The 14,093-nt window shown below is 33.8% G+C and carries 24 protein-coding genes; 18 read left to right on the top strand and 6 right to left on the bottom strand.

All coding sequences use genetic code 11. The annotated features are described in order from the left end of the window. Positions 1 to 99: 99 nt before the first annotated feature. The 5 genes from FH508_RS13085 to FH508_RS13065 all read right to left on the bottom strand — a co-directional run bounded on the left by FH508_RS13085 (position 100) and on the right by FH508_RS13065 (position 3,443). Positions 100 to 999: an exonuclease domain-containing protein gene (locus FH508_RS13085; RefSeq protein WP_172771741.1), complete on the bottom strand. Its 900-nt coding sequence runs from the start codon at positions 997 to 999 to the stop codon at positions 100 to 102. Between the two features lie 86 nt (positions 1,000 to 1,085). After that, positions 1,086 to 1,532 carry a hypothetical protein gene (locus FH508_RS13080; protein WP_172771740.1) on the bottom strand — a complete coding sequence of 149 codons (447 nt, stop codon included), beginning with the start codon at positions 1,530 to 1,532 and terminating at the stop codon, positions 1,086 to 1,088. 56 nt (positions 1,533 to 1,588) lie between these two features. Then, complete coding sequence (locus FH508_RS13075; protein WP_172771739.1) at positions 1,589 to 1,948, bottom strand: helix-turn-helix domain-containing protein; 360 nt, start codon at positions 1,946 to 1,948, stop codon at positions 1,589 to 1,591. A 260-nt stretch (positions 1,949 to 2,208) separates the two neighbouring features. Then, positions 2,209 to 2,931, bottom strand: a complete 723-nt coding sequence (locus tag FH508_RS13070; RefSeq protein ID WP_172771738.1) for an SWIM zinc finger family protein — start codon at positions 2,929 to 2,931, stop codon at positions 2,209 to 2,211. Positions 2,932 to 3,077: 146 nt separating this feature from the next. Then, entirely contained in the window at positions 3,078 to 3,443 is a 366-nt protein-coding gene (locus FH508_RS13065) for a helix-turn-helix domain-containing protein (RefSeq protein ID WP_172771737.1), read from the bottom strand. A 135-nt stretch (positions 3,444 to 3,578) separates the two neighbouring features. On the opposite strand from FH508_RS13065, the gene FH508_RS13060 reads away from it, so the two are divergent. The 14 genes from FH508_RS13060 (at position 3,579) to FH508_RS12995 (ending at position 9,658) form a co-directional block, all read left to right on the top strand. Beyond that, positions 3,579 to 3,776, top strand: a complete 198-nt coding sequence (locus tag FH508_RS13060; RefSeq protein WP_172771736.1) for a helix-turn-helix domain-containing protein — start codon at positions 3,579 to 3,581, stop codon at positions 3,774 to 3,776. Between the two features lie 44 nt (positions 3,777 to 3,820). Next, entirely contained in the window at positions 3,821 to 4,045 is a 225-nt protein-coding gene (locus FH508_RS13055; RefSeq protein WP_172771735.1) for a helix-turn-helix domain-containing protein, read from the top strand. Beyond that, positions 4,014 to 4,292, top strand: a complete 279-nt coding sequence (locus FH508_RS13050) for a helix-turn-helix transcriptional regulator (RefSeq protein ID WP_228134069.1) — start codon at positions 4,014 to 4,016, stop codon at positions 4,290 to 4,292. The genes FH508_RS13055 and FH508_RS13050 overlap by 32 nt, the downstream gene beginning before the upstream one ends. Before the next feature lie 20 nt (positions 4,293 to 4,312). After that, positions 4,313 to 4,621, top strand: a complete 309-nt coding sequence (locus tag FH508_RS13045; RefSeq protein WP_172771733.1) for a DNA-binding protein — start codon at positions 4,313 to 4,315, stop codon at positions 4,619 to 4,621. Between the two features lie 75 nt (positions 4,622 to 4,696). Then, positions 4,697 to 4,966, top strand: a complete 270-nt coding sequence (locus FH508_RS13040) for a helix-turn-helix domain-containing protein (protein WP_172771732.1) — start codon at positions 4,697 to 4,699, stop codon at positions 4,964 to 4,966. A 19-nt stretch (positions 4,967 to 4,985) separates the two neighbouring features. Further along, a complete protein-coding gene (locus FH508_RS13035; protein WP_172771731.1) occupies positions 4,986 to 5,351 on the top strand; it encodes a hypothetical protein in 366 nt (121 codons plus the stop codon). Positions 5,352 to 5,468: 117 nt separating this feature from the next. Then, complete coding sequence (locus FH508_RS13030) at positions 5,469 to 5,678, top strand: hypothetical protein (protein ID WP_172771730.1); 210 nt, start codon at positions 5,469 to 5,471, stop codon at positions 5,676 to 5,678. Positions 5,679 to 5,780: 102 nt separating this feature from the next. Next, positions 5,781 to 6,431, top strand: a complete 651-nt coding sequence (locus tag FH508_RS13025) for an ORF6N domain-containing protein (protein ID WP_172771729.1) — start codon at positions 5,781 to 5,783, stop codon at positions 6,429 to 6,431. Further along, on the top strand, positions 6,428 to 7,234 hold the full coding sequence (locus FH508_RS13020; protein ID WP_172771728.1) for a conserved phage C-terminal domain-containing protein: 807 nt from the start codon (positions 6,428 to 6,430) through the stop codon (positions 7,232 to 7,234). The genes FH508_RS13025 and FH508_RS13020 overlap by 4 nt, the downstream gene beginning before the upstream one ends. Next, positions 7,234 to 8,511, top strand: coding sequence for a replicative DNA helicase (locus FH508_RS13015; RefSeq protein WP_172771727.1), 1,278 nt, complete (start codon positions 7,234 to 7,236; stop codon positions 8,509 to 8,511). Before FH508_RS13020 ends, FH508_RS13015 begins: the two co-directional genes overlap by 1 nt. After that, positions 8,508 to 9,002: a hypothetical protein gene (locus FH508_RS13010; RefSeq protein WP_172771726.1), complete on the top strand. Its 495-nt coding sequence runs from the start codon at positions 8,508 to 8,510 to the stop codon at positions 9,000 to 9,002. The genes FH508_RS13015 and FH508_RS13010 overlap by 4 nt, the downstream gene beginning before the upstream one ends. Beyond that, positions 8,995 to 9,114 carry a BH0509 family protein gene (locus FH508_RS13005; protein ID WP_172771725.1) on the top strand — a complete coding sequence of 40 codons (120 nt, stop codon included), beginning with the start codon at positions 8,995 to 8,997 and terminating at the stop codon, positions 9,112 to 9,114. Before FH508_RS13010 ends, FH508_RS13005 begins: the two co-directional genes overlap by 8 nt. A 36-nt stretch (positions 9,115 to 9,150) precedes the next feature. Further along, the gene (locus FH508_RS13000) at positions 9,151 to 9,369 is read left to right on the top strand and encodes a hypothetical protein (protein ID WP_172771724.1); all 219 of its coding nucleotides are present in this window, start codon (positions 9,151 to 9,153) and stop codon (positions 9,367 to 9,369) included. 91 nt (positions 9,370 to 9,460) lie between these two features. Then, positions 9,461 to 9,658: an XtrA/YqaO family protein gene (locus FH508_RS12995; protein ID WP_107896292.1), complete on the top strand. Its 198-nt coding sequence runs from the start codon at positions 9,461 to 9,463 to the stop codon at positions 9,656 to 9,658. A 17-nt stretch (positions 9,659 to 9,675) separates the two neighbouring features. Here FH508_RS12995 and FH508_RS12990 read toward each other — a convergent pair whose 3' ends face one another. Further along, positions 9,676 to 11,415 (bottom strand): AIPR family protein, encoded by a 1,740-nt coding sequence (locus FH508_RS12990; protein WP_172771723.1) that lies wholly within the window; start codon positions 11,413 to 11,415, stop codon positions 9,676 to 9,678. 143 nt (positions 11,416 to 11,558) lie between these two features. On the opposite strand from FH508_RS12990, the gene FH508_RS12985 reads away from it, so the two are divergent. The 4 genes from FH508_RS12985 to FH508_RS12970 all read left to right on the top strand — a co-directional run bounded on the left by FH508_RS12985 (position 11,559) and on the right by FH508_RS12970 (position 13,977). Beyond that, a complete protein-coding gene (locus FH508_RS12985; protein ID WP_172771722.1) occupies positions 11,559 to 12,011 on the top strand; it encodes a hypothetical protein in 453 nt (150 codons plus the stop codon). Between the two features lie 261 nt (positions 12,012 to 12,272). Continuing rightward, on the top strand, positions 12,273 to 12,863 hold the full coding sequence (locus FH508_RS12980) for a hypothetical protein (protein ID WP_172771721.1): 591 nt from the start codon (positions 12,273 to 12,275) through the stop codon (positions 12,861 to 12,863). 104 nt (positions 12,864 to 12,967) lie between these two features. Continuing rightward, positions 12,968 to 13,411, top strand: a complete 444-nt coding sequence (locus FH508_RS12975; protein WP_172771720.1) for an ArpU family phage packaging/lysis transcriptional regulator — start codon at positions 12,968 to 12,970, stop codon at positions 13,409 to 13,411. Further along, positions 13,408 to 13,977 carry a tyrosine-type recombinase/integrase gene (locus FH508_RS12970; protein ID WP_172771719.1) on the top strand — a complete coding sequence of 190 codons (570 nt, stop codon included), beginning with the start codon at positions 13,408 to 13,410 and terminating at the stop codon, positions 13,975 to 13,977. The genes FH508_RS12975 and FH508_RS12970 overlap by 4 nt, the downstream gene beginning before the upstream one ends. Positions 13,978 to 14,093 lie beyond the last annotated feature (116 nt).

The following is a 14,093-nucleotide window of genomic DNA, read 5'->3' as shown; positions in this document are numbered from 1 at the left end:
GTATTTGTCTCCTTTGAACTGATACTCAATTATAAATACTTAGCAAATTTAGTAAAAATTTATATTAAAATTGATGATTGTAATTATAACTACTAATAGTTATAACATTAACAAAAATTCCTGTTCCCCAACAATTTCAATTTCTTGACCTGAGTTGATTAAACTTTCAACTTTCTTCATTTTAGAGCTCTTTATGCCATCTTTAAATTTGCTTAAATCTTGATTACCGACCACTAAGAATGATGTAGTATTATTAACGGTGTTGCTAAATTTTCCACCTAGGTCAACAACCATTTGCGCAGCATCATTACGTACCATCGATTGAAGGGTACCTGTAAAAACTACTGTTTTATTATAAAAAGGATGATTAACATCGAAATTAATATTTGTCGTAGAAATTCTATTTTGACTAATAATGGACTTAGTAATACTTGGTTTATACCCACCAGCAAAGTGTTGTCCTACTATAAGATTAGTTATTTTAAATAATTCATCAAATGTAGAAGTATTTGAATCTTTAAACAACTGAATCAAAATTTTTCCACAAGCAATTGCATCCTCTAAAGCATTGTGATGATTAAAAGTGAAATTACAGTTATTAGCCAATGTATTTAACTTATAATTAAGGAGTCCTGGCCATACTTTTTTTGAAATTTGGTATGTACATGTATGTTTAAAGTTAGGGTACTCTAATGAATTGCCATCACAAGCATGACGCAAAACACTCATATCAAAAGCAGCATAATGAGCAACAAGCGTTTCATCTTGTATTAAGGATTTTAAAGTAGGGAAGTATTCAGAAAAAGTTGGTGCATTTCTTACCATTTCTTCTGTAATACCATGGATTTCAATATTATATTGGTCGAAATAATCATTGGGATTAATTAGTGTTTCAAATTTATCCACAATTTCCCCATTACGGAATTTAGCGATGCCAATTGCACAAACACTGCCTCTGTATGAATTAGCAGTTTCAAAATCAATTGTAGTAAAATTCATATATATTCATCCTTTTCTATGATTATATTGACTTGCGTAAATGTAACTATAAAAACGGTAAAAAAAGAGGATAAATAATGGAAATGTTATTTCGTAACTATATCATTTATATCTTTAAAGTTTGAATTTAGAAATTCTGAGAGTTCATACTTCGAAGGGAATTCATAAGATTTTAGCCCAACAAGTAAATTAAACTGATTGCCAAAATTGTTTTTCCTAATTGTGATGGTAACTGAGCCAATTTTATTCTTGTATTGAACTATTTCCTTATAGACTTGTATAAACTGATATTGTTTTACTAGAACACCATTTTCATAAACAATAAATAGCGCTTCATTTTTTATATTGAAAAATGTAATTTCTTCTTTGTCATATAAACCTTTCGAACTCCAGTTTTGGATATTTCGATCGAGATGTGAATTTAATCTTTCAGCATTGTAAAAACCCGTTATATAAACTCTATTTTCTACATAATTTAATATTCCACTGTTTAATTCATTGATTCTACCTTGTAATAAACTATTTGTTGTCAACAATAACACCTCACTGTTATCAATTTATTTAGAAGGACATGCTGTTTCAGCATGTCCTATTTCTTCTCATTTTTTATGATTTCCCAAATGTTCCGTAGCATACGTACAGCTTCTTCATCTGATTCAGGAAGCTCCTTATAAAAAACATTAAGTTCAGGGTCATTGGCGAAAGCTTGAAAAGCAGCTTCGTCTTTTTCTTGTGGTGTGAGTGCAGAGATGTTAGTACGTCCAAGAAGGTAGTCAAGTGATACTCCAAAGAAGTCAGCTAGTTTCTCTAATGTATCAAAGTCAGGTTGTCTACTTCCTTGTTCATAAGCTCCATATGTAGCACGAGCAATACCAACTTTGTTCGCTACATCAGCTTGTAAAAGATTTCTTTCTTTTCTTAAAGAAGTTAAACGAGTGTTGAATTCCATGTTTGTAACTCCTTCCTTATAAGGAATTATAACGCTACAAAATGTAGAATTAAACATTTTCTTCTAAATGAAGAATTTTTGTTAAAAAACTACAAAAAGTAGAATATATTAATCAGTTATATATTCTACTTTTTGAAGAATGAAAGTGGGAGAAAAGTGCGCCATTGGCTAAAAATATTTCGTGATAAAAAAGGGTGACTCGTAATGATTTAGACTACCGCACTGAACGCGTAAAGTTTTAGTCATTTAGTTTTCGTTAGTCATATCCAATCTAAATCTTCTCTAAATTTATTATTTAAATGGATATATACTCTTCTTTTTGTTTTGGTAAACATCGGATTAATTGTCACTGCTGTTGATGCTGAAGTAAGCTCTGGAATGATTTCGGGGGCAGTATCTATAACCCATTCAATTAGCCTTTCTTTCTTGAGATTCTTTTTGAATCCAGGAATACTAAACGGTTCAATCATATTATTTAATTCGTTCCGTTTGTATGCACCTATTGCAGCCGCAATATCGTCAACAACAATAAAAATATTATGTTTAATTAATTCTATAATATTATCATTGATAACAAATCCTAAGTTTTCATGATTGTGATATAGATGATTATAAAGGAACTCTCGAAGTATTTTTTGAGATTCTTCTGAAATAGAATCTATCATTGCTATGGCGTCATTAGGGGATAATTGGTCAATAACTTTTAGTATATTAGATTCATACTCTCCTTTAATTATGCCTAATTCTAAAGCTAACCGATATATATGCTTACATGGTTGTTTATTTCTAGAAAAATCAACACAGCTACATTCTTCTAAAGAAGTTGAATAACGTATTTTTTTTCCTTGAAAAACTGCTGAATAATTACTTTTGTCGATAGAAATGGGTGTGCATGCTATTTTTTTTGCTGAATTAATCCTTTTTAATTGGCTTTCTTGTTCGTGAATGTCTCCCCATGATTTCCAAATATTTTTTAAATCCATAAGAACAACTCCTTTTTTTCTAGTTTTTCTAGTGAAGTTATAATTTTAAATTTAATAATATTCAGTCTTTTGTTTAGTTAAGCAATAATGTTAAATATAAGTTATGTAAATTAAAGGACATTCCATATTTGGATGTCCTTATTTTGTTACTTTTGTTGACCGTTTATCATTTCCCAAATTGTTCGTAATTTGCGAAGTTCTTCTTCACCAGATTGTGGAAGCTCTTTATACCAAACACCAAGCTCTGGATCATTAATAAATGCCTGAAAAGCATCTTCGTCTTTTTCTTGTTGGGTTATTGTGGATGAGTCGGTGCGACCAAGAAGGTAATCAGTGCTAACTTCAAAATAATCAGCAAATTTATTAAGTAAGTCAAAATCAGGTCTTCTTTCATCACGCTCATACATACTAATTGTGCTTTCAGCTAGACCGAAAAATTTAGCAAACTCTTTTTGAGACATATTTTTACGCTTTCGAAGAGTCTTAAGTTTTTGACCAAAAGGTTCTGTCATAATTTTATCACCTATCTTTATAATAACACATATTGTGTTAAAGAAAAATTTCTAACTTTTTATTGACTTCACATTTTGTCTTGTTTTATATTATAAGTAACAACACGATTCGTGTACTTGCGAGGGGGTGTTTAAATGAATAGGGAAAGAATAGGAAAAATTTTAATGGAATTACGGGGTGATACTTCCCGTGAAGAAGTATCTAAAGGCATTGGAGTAAGTGTAAGTGCGTTACAAATGTATGAGAATGGACAACGCATTCCTAAAGATGACATTAAAGTTAAAATAGCCTCCTACTATAATAAAACTGTAGGAGAAATTTTTTACACTTAAACTACACGAAACGTGAAGTCTGATAAAGGGGAGTTGATTAAAATGTGTTTTATTTAAAAACTATTAGAAAAACAAAAGGGTTATCCCGTTACCAGTTAGCGGATCTATCAGGAGTGAAGGATTCTACTATACAAATGATTGAAAATAGCGAGAATCCGAATCCTACATTCAAAATCATGTGCAAATTAGCAGATGCATTAGAAGTAAGTTTGGATGATCTAAGGGGAGGTGAGAAGTTTGGGATGGAGCATGACAAAACCGAAGCGTAAAAAGAAGCGCAAAAAGCCTTTACCTTCGGATGAATTTCGAAATGTAAAAGGGGTAAAGCGTGAGCGGATGATTGCTGAAAGGAAAGCGAGACAACTCACGCAAGCACAGTTAGCGAAATTGGTTGGCTGTTCAACTGCAATGATAAGCGCTATTGAGAGTGGTCGGGCTAAACCAGGATTAGAGGTTTCATTGCAGTTGGAAGTTGTTCTTGAGACATCACTTTTTGAATTGTTTCCTGACCTATAAAACTGAGAGGAGGTGGGGGGATGTATAGCGAGGAGTTTAAAGCGGAGATAAAAGAGGAGTTTCGCAAGTTGCTTCGAGAGGAGTTGGAGAAGACATTTACACGAAAACCATTAATTTGTGAGTTACCGATTTTATTAACTCGTAATCAGTTGATGGAGTTATTCAATATTAAAAGTACAAAAGCGTCTGCGTTATTAAGGCGAGACGATTTCCCAAAGTTTTATGAAGCGGGTCGGGTCTTAATTCCATCAAAAGCATTGTTGCAATGGATTGATGAGCATACCGAATGGGTTCAAACACATACCAAGTATTTTCAATCCGTTGGTTAATGTTTCATATGAAAATTTTAAAACACAACAACGTAATATTGTATTCCGGTTTGGAATGTGAAAGGTGGTGAGACGATGAAAATTGGCGCCATTTTGCAAGCCTGTCGTGAACGCGCAGGGTTGTCACAAGAAGAACTGGCATTCCGCATGAATCGATCGCAGTCCTGTATTTCAAAATTTGAAAATAGTGTAAAGATTCCTGATGCTATCACCTTTATGGAATGGTTTAAGCAAACAAATTCACAAGAGGTCGCTGTCGCGTTTTTAATGGGGATGGACGGGCTAACGATATTACAAACATTGCTACCGATGGTTGGTGGGTTTGTATGTTGGATTATTTTATGAAATTAGAAAGGAGAACACTATGGAAAAAATCAAAGCATTTTTAGCTTATCAAGATGCAACTAAATTCACATTGCATAGGGTAGCGAATGCCAATTTAGATATTTGTTATTCAAATTTTAAAATGACGGAATTGTTATCCATGTTAAAGAAAAAGCATGAAATGGCAGAAAATGCAGGGGTTTTAGGGATAGATTTTTATGATGGAATCTGTAATGTGCAAGTGTCGTATGACGATTTTCAACGTTTAACGGAAGGTGTTCAGGACATTCGCATTGAGCCGTCTTTGTGTCCTGAGTTTGAAAATGAGCATGTATATGCTGAAGTAGAGGGCGTTCATTTAGTAGCTGTTCGTTCGATTGAAAAAGAAAAAATGCAAGCGCAATAGCACCTGCATAAAGGTTGAACTGTAGCTTTGGCGGGTCACAGTTCAAAAATTTAATAAAAATCTTGTCCTTTTATTATGGACAAGAACTGGATAGAAGTCAATAAAGGAGGAACGGATATGAAAGAAGTTTTAGAGAAACTAAATACATTTCTGGCGCAGGAAGAAGAGTTGTTACGGGATTATGCCGTCGATGTAGCGGAAGCCTTTGATAGTTGTTTGTATGTGAGTAATCAAAAGGATTACTTCGAACAAAAAGGGAGAGTCACTGCTATAAGAGCTGCTATTGAACTAGTGGAAGATTTAGAGAATCAATTGCAAATGGTGTGATTTATTTTAGGGTTTATCAATTGTCTAGTGAATTTGATGTTGCAACCTTGCACTCATAGGGTGGCGACAAATTGTCGCCACCCTTATGAAAGGAGAAGTCGCATGGATTTAACAGAGATTCAACATGCAGATAAAAAGGTGTTAACAACGGCTCAGATTGTTGAGGCGTACGAAGTGGACAGTAAGTCGTTAATACGAAACTTTCAACGAAACAAGGAGCATTATCAAGAAGGTACGCATTACTTTGCGCTTACAGGGGAGGCACTGAAACAATTTAAAGGTGGGCGACAAAATGACGCCACCCTCAAATTTGTATCATTGCTGTATTTGTGGACCGAAGAAGGGGCGTTTTTGTTAGCGAAGTCACTCAGTAGCGACAAGGCGTGGGAGGCATACCATCTGCTTGTTGCACAGTATTACAAACTGACAACCGAATTGCAGCAAGCACAGCCCGTTGCATTGCCGTATGACGAGAAACGCTTATTAGCCTTGGAGCAACGTGTACAGGAAATTGAACAACAGCTACATGGAATCACACTACATACGGGCGAGCAAAAGCGTTTACGACAAGCTGTGACTGAACGTGTTAATCAATTATGCATGGTACAAGCGCGCCGTCCTGCCTTTTTCGCGTCACTTTATCGTGAAATCAAAAGACGCTATCAAGTGGTGTCGAATCGAGATGTTCCACAGTGCAAGCTACAAGATGCTTTGCACTTTATTTCCACATGGAGAGGAGGGGCAGACACATGAATCTACTCATCAATGAACCGCCTTTACAAGTTCTGCCTAGTTTAGCTGCTAAGGTGGGCTTGAATGAGGCGATTGTATTACAGCAATTGCATTATAAATTGCTGATTTCTGCACATGTCTATGACGGGCATAAATGGGTGTTTAACAGCTATCAGCACTGGAAAAAGGAGTTTCCGTTTTGGTCTGAAAAAACGATTAGGCGTACGATTAGAAAACTTGAGGAGAATGGCTATATTATCTCTACGGATCAATACAACAAATATAAAATCGACAAGACGAAATGGTATCGGCTAAATTATACAAAACTTGGTTATATAACGATGGGACAACATGACCTATCGAGCGAGTCAAAATGTCCTGACACATGTGGACAACATGACCTTACACAGGGGGACAAGTTGACCTCATCAAGTGGGGACACTTTGACCGCACCAATAACCAAAGATATTAAGAGTAATAAAAATAATAATAATGTCGAGCAAATCGACATTGTGCATGAAATAATTGCTCACTTAAACAAAACCGCTCAGAAAAACTTTAAAGCCACAACAGCTGCTACCAAGCGACTCATCCATGCCCGACTGAAGGATGGGTATACGTTAGAGCACTTCAAGTGCGTCATCGATACAAAGGTCAAGCAGTGGCTGCATAATCCCGATATGAATAAATACTTGCGTCCGGATACATTGTTCAACGCTACGAAATTTGAAAGCTACTTGAACGAAAAACAGAGAGCACCAAAAACCCAAACTCATTTGCCTGAATCACTCGATTTAGATTTTAGCAAGGGGGAAGATCTGTAATGACATACCAAAACATTAGCATCGAACTAGCGGAAAAAAGTCTACTGGGAACGATGCTCCATGAAAATTATTTAATTGCAGATAGCAACTTAGAAGCAGCTCATTTTATTTCGCAAGTGCATCAAAATATTTTTACGAGTATGTTACAGCTTGTCAGTGAACGTAAAGCTGTTGACTATATCACATTGCTGACAACAAGAGAGCCGATTGAACTTGGTGGGGCAAATTATTTAGCCGAGCTTGGAAGCTTTGCCAGTGCAACGAAATTCGAGGAATACGAAACCATTGTGCTTGAGAATTGGCGAGAGCGATCCAAGCGTCAAATGATGGAGCAAGCGCAGCAAGAAGATTGGGGCATAGCGGAAATTCAACATGCACTGGACAAGCTCATGACGCAATATACGACTACAAATACGAGTATTAAAGCCGACTTAATGCAAATGGCGAAGCGACCTTTTGAGCAAGAAAACAGCAAAACAGGGGTGCTTACAGGGCTACTTGACTTGGATAAGCTGCTAAACGGTTTTCAAAATGCTGAGCTTACGATTATTGCAGCTAGACCCTCGATGGGTAAAACGGACACGATGAACCATATCGCGCTAAAAGCAGGATGGGATGGCTATTTACCAATCATTTTCTCACTGGAAATGAGTCGCACTACGCTAATTGATCGGCTTATTGCCGCAACAGGCAATTTTAATCGCTTAAAGATGCGCAACCCCTATGAGTATTTTACAGACGGTCAAAAAGAAAAGTGGATGTCAACGCTCGGCATGCTTGATAATGCCAATATCGAAATTGATGATCGAGCAGGGATGACCGTTCCACAAATTCGAGCCACAGCTCGTAAAATCATTAAGGCCAACCCAGATAAAAAGCCCGTAATCTTAATTGATTACTTGCAAATCATTCGAGTGAGCAACCCGCGGGATAATCAAACACAAGCAATTGGCCAAATCTCATGGGATTTAAAGCAAATGGCAAAAGAGTTTAACTGCCCTGTGATATGCCTTGCTCAACTCAATCGCAGCGTGGAGCAACGTCATGACAAGCGCCCTGTAATGAGCGACTTACGAGACTCAGGCAATATCGAACAAGACGCTGATGTTATCGCATTTTTATATCGGGATGATTACTACGCCAAAGAATCAGAACGCCAAAATTTGTTGGAATTTATTATCGCTAAGCACCGAAATGGACCGACTGGGACAGTATTCGCTAGCTATGTGAAAGACACGGGAAGGCTGTCCAATTTAGCCTGGAGTGTTGCTAGATGAGCGACCTTATCACGGTAAAGGAGGTTTTGGAGTATGCCACAGAGTTTGAATTGTGTTGGTTTGCCCATCAAGTCTATTGGGCTGTGTCAACAAAACAAATTCAGTTGGAGGATGATTCTAATAAATTGCTAGAGGTAGCCTATGATGACGCGGCAGTGCGTGAAATGACCAATCGAAATGTCCTTGGCATTGGCCGCATTAAGTTATACGTCGTCAAAAGCTTTGCCCAATATGCTTTTTACTTCGCTAGTGATTCACTTGAAGTCAACATGCTACATCAAGCGATATTTGGTGAAGTGGCAGGAGCCATTACAGAAGCGCATCGATTGTTAACAAAGGTGATGTATTTTGCCGATTTCGATATACAAACTTCGCTGCTAGAATACCGAAAAACGTTTGTGCAATTTCCAGCTTATCTTGGTCATGCAGCAGCAGGTCAATATAACTTGTATCGCCTAGATTTGCATAGAGGAGGGAGAAGAATTGTCTAAGCAAGAACGTGAAGAGATTATTGCTATTATCATGCTACGGAAGAATTACGCTGAGGAAATGCTTCAGAATATGTCAGATGAAGAGCTTGTGAAAACGTTGGACAAATTATAATTGTGACTTTAACTTGAAGAAAAGAGAGGGATGAGAATGGATAATGTGAATATTTATGAAATCATTGGCGTTTCTATGGACCCTATTTATCAGGCACTGAATCAGCTAAATGATGATGAAGAAATCATTATCGGCAAACATACCATTCGCAAAACAGCTAAATTTTACGAGATTGAAAATGATCGTTTACATGAATGCTTTAAAGAAAAGGAACGTTGCTATCAAGTGTTAAGCAATTTAGTCATGACCAATTAAAAAAAGCTATGGCGGCAACCATAGCTTCGTTATAACAAAGGCTTCTCCCTTGCTACCAGTAATATCATTATAGCATAAGGGGGAAGCATTTATGCGATTAAAACCACTAGTCATTTCGAACGACGGCATCCTTCAAATCGACATCATGGAACTCCCCGAAAACTGCGTCATCGTCCTCTCCGATGGCATCGCAAAATTCACCGAGCTCCCTGCACACGCTAAGACAAAGATTGTTACGTATCAAGGGAAGGTGAGGCGTGTTGAGTTTGATGAGGGGGAGGAGTTTTAATTAGCTCAATAATATTTTTAGGCTAATTGGTTATTAAAACTAGATTCAAGATGATCTCTGAAGCCCTTTTGAATTAACTTTCTAGCTTCAGAAACATCAGCATTATAACTTTTTAATAAATTCTCCAGATGTTCAATTGCATCTGAAATATTTAATTCTGAGAAAGTAATAAGGTAAATAATATAGAACATTTTTTGATCAGAAACTTTGTAATTTTGCGTATTATTGTTATATTCTTTTTCTATTTCGAAGAATTTTTCTGCTTGGTCTAAACAATTCTCAAGTGAAAATTTTTCAGATTTAAATATTTCGTCATAATAATCTATAAATAATCTTCTTTTTTGATTACTAGCTCTATCGGGATAACCTATTGATGAATATAGTATTTGGGCCATTTTTTCCATAGATATTCTTTCTTTGTACTCTTTTTCTACATCTCCTAAGTCGCCAGCTTTACGTGCATATTGAATACCGATTTCTGAAAAGTATCTCTCTAATTGTATTTGGATAATATCAATTGATTTTAAATCAATATCTGAAATTGCATTTTGACTATTAGTATATTCAGCTATAGAGTTTTGTAAAGTATCATCTTTACTTGTCTTAAAGATCCTTATTAGCACATAAGCCTCTCGTAATTTTGATACTTTTTTTGAATCTTCATTATCATTTAAAAATCTATAGATTGATCTTATTGTTTGACCACCATTAACGATTTGGAAGTTTTTGATTGTAAATAGATATTTTACACCGCTGTTTTTTGGTTCACAGTCAATGTTTTCAGCTGTTATCGTAATGCCGTTATTGAACATAAAGAAATATTGATGATTATTTATTAATGTATCAATTATATTTTTATTATATTTTGTATCACCTAGGTAACCTCGCACATTGTCATATAAAAGTGAAAAGTCTAACTGAGAACTCAAAATTTCTTCATCATTTTCAATTGAATAATTATTGGATAAGTCTTTATTATTTGAAGAGATTCTTATTAAATCTAGTAATGATAATTTTAAAATATAGGATTTTTGAGTAGATTTTTCATCGCTTTGAAAAGACAAAAATTCATTTTGGGATATCATAAAAGCACTCTTACTATCTTGATTTTTAGTATTATAAAATCCAATGATATCATCAATTGAAATATTAATTATTTTCATTCCATAATTAGATTCTAACAATTTGAGATATTCGTTACTACTTGAAGAGAAGCCTTTTGCTTCGTTAGATACCATATACATAGAGATGTTACATATTTTACTGCTATTTAAATGGCTTATTATCTTGTTTATTTGTTTATGTACAAGGCTATTTGTTTTTTCATCTAATTTTTCATTTCTAATTAGATATTCAAGAAATTTAGTACTTCTAGATATATCATTTTCACTTTTTGTTTTTTCTGGATTAAATGATTCTCTATATTTAAAATTAAATAATTTAATGTCTATTTCACCATTTGTGCTTCGCATTATTGAAACAGCATCCATACCTAAATCATCAACATCAGGATCGTTGTTCACGTATCTATTATATACAGTATCAATAATTGTACATGTATTACTATTATCTTCACTTGTAGTATCTTCTGATGAATTTGAATCTAAAAAACCTGTAACATTTTCTAGAATTAAATGATAAAAACCTAATCTTTCTTTTGTTAGGTCATCCAAATTTGTACTATTTTGAACTTTAAGATAGTCAAACATTTTTTTGCTTTTTAATTTTATAAGGATAAAGTCATTTCTATTAGCCATTGTAGTCTCCTTTAAATTCTTTATACGCTAATAAGCAATATTAGGTATAATAATATCATATAAATTACAAAAATTTAACATGATATTTTACCTCTAGAAAATTGCTTATGAAGCTTTGTTCTATAAAAGGAGTTTTATTAATAATGGATGAATATTTAAAAGATGAAATAAATAATTTAACATTAAAATTAAATTTTAGATCAAAATATAACGAGATTAATTATGAAGATATAAAGGAATTAAAAAAGTTGATTGGTAGAGTAAATTCTAAACTTGAAAGAGAAAAACAAGAATCTATATATGTGGCGATTATAGCTATATTAATGTCTGTTTTAATTGCGGCAATACCGAAATGCATCGATAGTTTTGTAAAAGTTACCTCCTTAATCTTAAACAACTACAGTATTTCTTCACAACAAGTATTATTATCTGGTTCTTTAGAACTTTTGTGTTATGCAGGTACTCTATTTTGGTTACTTTATATTGTAAAAAAGCCTCTAAAAAAAGTATTGAATAAGATTGAAAAATTAGTTTTATTAAATGAACTGTTAAAAATGTTTATTGATGATAATTTTACAGAAAATAATAATGAATAGTAACTGTAGGATTATGAAGTTTACTAATAGCTCAGTCTTTAAAGATTTTCTAAAGTAGATAAAGTAATTCTTCTGAATAATTATTAGGGGAATTTTTTAGAACAAAATAGTTAATAATTGGTTTTATAGGGCATCTTATCTTGATATAATAGAGTTTAATGAGACTTGTGACATAGTTCTATTGATGTGTATAATCAATGTATTTTTAGTCAATTCACAAGGTCGAGTAAAATTGTGATAAAAGGATAAAGGTGAGGTAATTTGAAGTCTTTTGATTATGAGAAGAATAAAAAAATTATTAAAAAAGAAACAAACGCAAAACTTTTTACTTTAGCAGAATACATATTTATTATGATAATATTAGGATTATTTTGTTATTTTATTTCCTTTGTTGTTTCTATATGGATTTTTCAGAATTTATCGATTTGGGAAGTGTATAAACAAATATTTACGTATGGAACAAAAGGGATTGAAGAAACACTTGCAGGATATAGCATTCTATTATTTTCCATTTTATCAACTTTCTCAGCTTTAATTTATGCTTTTATTTTGAAATTATTAAAGAAATTAAAAAAATTCAGAAATAATTATGAAGATTTGAGAGAACAAATTTATGATTTGTTGACGATGTTAATTTTTATTTTTGGTTTTCTACCATTAATGCTAAAATTTTCACTAACAAAATATGAAACGTTACTTGGTGAAGTTGATAAATTTTTTCTAATTTTTTTGATAGGAGTATTGCCACCGTATTTATATTCAAGTTTATCTAAAATATATTATGCTACAGCAGAAAAACAATTTAGTAAATCACTTATAAATCATATGGAAAAAAAGATAAATAATAAATAAATTATATTGTTCTACCAGCCCTCTGGAGGATAACAAAAGATAGCAGCTTAAACGCGCCATCTCTTGTTGTCCTCTTTTTATTTTAACCAAAGGAGTGTTGCATAATGGATATTCTAAAAAATATAGATGGTAAGGCTACGCAAAAAGCTATTGAAAAGATTTTACGACAATATCGAACATATCAACTAACGACACCGGAGGATTTGTTACCAACGATTACGGCGAATTATACTTTAAATATGCCTTCATACAGGGGAGAATACCATTCAAAAGTTGAAGAAGTAGCAATCCGAAATGTTGAGCAATATAAGCAAGCGAAAGCCTTTTTTGAAAGATTTAATCGTGCTTTTTACAAATTAACTCAAAAAGAGCGACAGATTATTGTTATGGCTTGTTTAGAGGAAACACCTTTGTTTAATTATCAGATTTCAAAAAAGCTCCATATTAGTGAGCGAACTTTTTACCGTATCAAGGCACAAGCATTGTATAAATTGGCTTTAGCATTGCGCGTGGAGGTATATGAGGGGGATGAGGTGAAGAGTCAATGAATTTTGTCCAGCCAATACGTGATATAGATAAGATTCGTGATGTCCGTAAAACATTGCAAGACAATCCACGTGATGAATTACTTTTCTGCTTCGGCATTTATACTGGGCTAAGAATAAGCGATATTTTGCGTTTAAAGGTAGGAGATGTTCGTCATAAGCAAGTCTTGTTTATAAAAGAGTTGAAAGTACAAAAAAAGAAGCAGAATAAGACGAAGCGCATTCCGATATTAAAAGAACTGCAAAAAGTGCTCATTCCGTACATTGAAGATAAGGAAGACCAGGAGTATTTATTCAAATCACGACAAGGAAAAAACAAACCAATCACGAGAGTAAGGGCATATGCAATATTACGTGCAGCTGCTTTGGCTAATGGCTTGAACGAGATAGGTACACATACGTTACGCAAAACGTTTGGCTATCATGTGTATCAAGATGAAAAAGATGTGGCGTTGCTGCAAGATATTTTTAATCATTCAGCTCCCTATATTACATTGAAATATATTGGGGTAAATCAAGATGCCATCGATCAAGCCTATCAAAAATTAAATAAGCGATTGAAATTTTAAAATAGCACTGTCAGGTCGGTGCTATTTTTATTTTGCTTATTTTAGGAAATGGAGCAAGTTCTAAAATTGTTTAACACTTTCACACACTAAAGACATTTACAAAATAAGGACTTGTA

The organism is Lysinibacillus sp. CD3-6 (assembly GCF_006351725.2).
Taxonomy (GTDB): domain Bacteria; phylum Bacillota; class Bacilli; order Bacillales_A; family Planococcaceae; genus Lysinibacillus.
Note: the sequence above shows the minus strand (reverse complement) of the source record. Positions and strands in the feature narration are given on the sequence as shown.

Coding starts and splice junctions, on each gene's coding strand:
- FH508_RS13085 (WP_172771741.1), bottom strand. CDS start 999: ATGAATTTTACTACAATTGATTTTGAAACTGCTAATTCATACAGAGGC.
- FH508_RS13075 (WP_172771739.1), bottom strand. CDS start 1,948: ATGGAATTCAACACTCGTTTAACTTCTTTAAGAAAAGAAAGAAATCTT.
- FH508_RS13070 (WP_172771738.1), bottom strand. CDS start 2,931: ATGGATTTAAAAAATATTTGGAAATCATGGGGAGACATTCACGAACAA.
- FH508_RS13065 (WP_172771737.1), bottom strand. CDS start 3,443: ATGACAGAACCTTTTGGTCAAAAACTTAAGACTCTTCGAAAGCGTAAA.
- FH508_RS13060 (WP_172771736.1), top strand. CDS start 3,579: ATGAATAGGGAAAGAATAGGAAAAATTTTAATGGAATTACGGGGTGAT.
- FH508_RS13045 (WP_172771733.1), top strand. CDS start 4,313: ATGTATAGCGAGGAGTTTAAAGCGGAGATAAAAGAGGAGTTTCGCAAG.
- FH508_RS13040 (WP_172771732.1), top strand. CDS start 4,697: ATGAAAATTGGCGCCATTTTGCAAGCCTGTCGTGAACGCGCAGGGTTG.
- FH508_RS13035 (WP_172771731.1), top strand. CDS start 4,986: ATGGAAAAAATCAAAGCATTTTTAGCTTATCAAGATGCAACTAAATTC.
- FH508_RS13030 (WP_172771730.1), top strand. CDS start 5,469: ATGAAAGAAGTTTTAGAGAAACTAAATACATTTCTGGCGCAGGAAGAA.
- FH508_RS13025 (WP_172771729.1), top strand. CDS start 5,781: ATGGATTTAACAGAGATTCAACATGCAGATAAAAAGGTGTTAACAACG.
- FH508_RS13020 (WP_172771728.1), top strand. CDS start 6,428: ATGAATCTACTCATCAATGAACCGCCTTTACAAGTTCTGCCTAGTTTA.
- FH508_RS13015 (WP_172771727.1), top strand. CDS start 7,234: ATGACATACCAAAACATTAGCATCGAACTAGCGGAAAAAAGTCTACTG.
- FH508_RS13010 (WP_172771726.1), top strand. CDS start 8,508: ATGAGCGACCTTATCACGGTAAAGGAGGTTTTGGAGTATGCCACAGAG.
- FH508_RS13000 (WP_172771724.1), top strand. CDS start 9,151: ATGGATAATGTGAATATTTATGAAATCATTGGCGTTTCTATGGACCCT.
- FH508_RS12995 (WP_107896292.1), top strand. CDS start 9,461: ATGCGATTAAAACCACTAGTCATTTCGAACGACGGCATCCTTCAAATC.
- FH508_RS12990 (WP_172771723.1), bottom strand. CDS start 11,415: ATGGCTAATAGAAATGACTTTATCCTTATAAAATTAAAAAGCAAAAAA.
- FH508_RS12985 (WP_172771722.1), top strand. CDS start 11,559: ATGGATGAATATTTAAAAGATGAAATAAATAATTTAACATTAAAATTA.
- FH508_RS12975 (WP_172771720.1), top strand. CDS start 12,968: ATGGATATTCTAAAAAATATAGATGGTAAGGCTACGCAAAAAGCTATT.
- FH508_RS12970 (WP_172771719.1), top strand. CDS start 13,408: ATGAATTTTGTCCAGCCAATACGTGATATAGATAAGATTCGTGATGTC.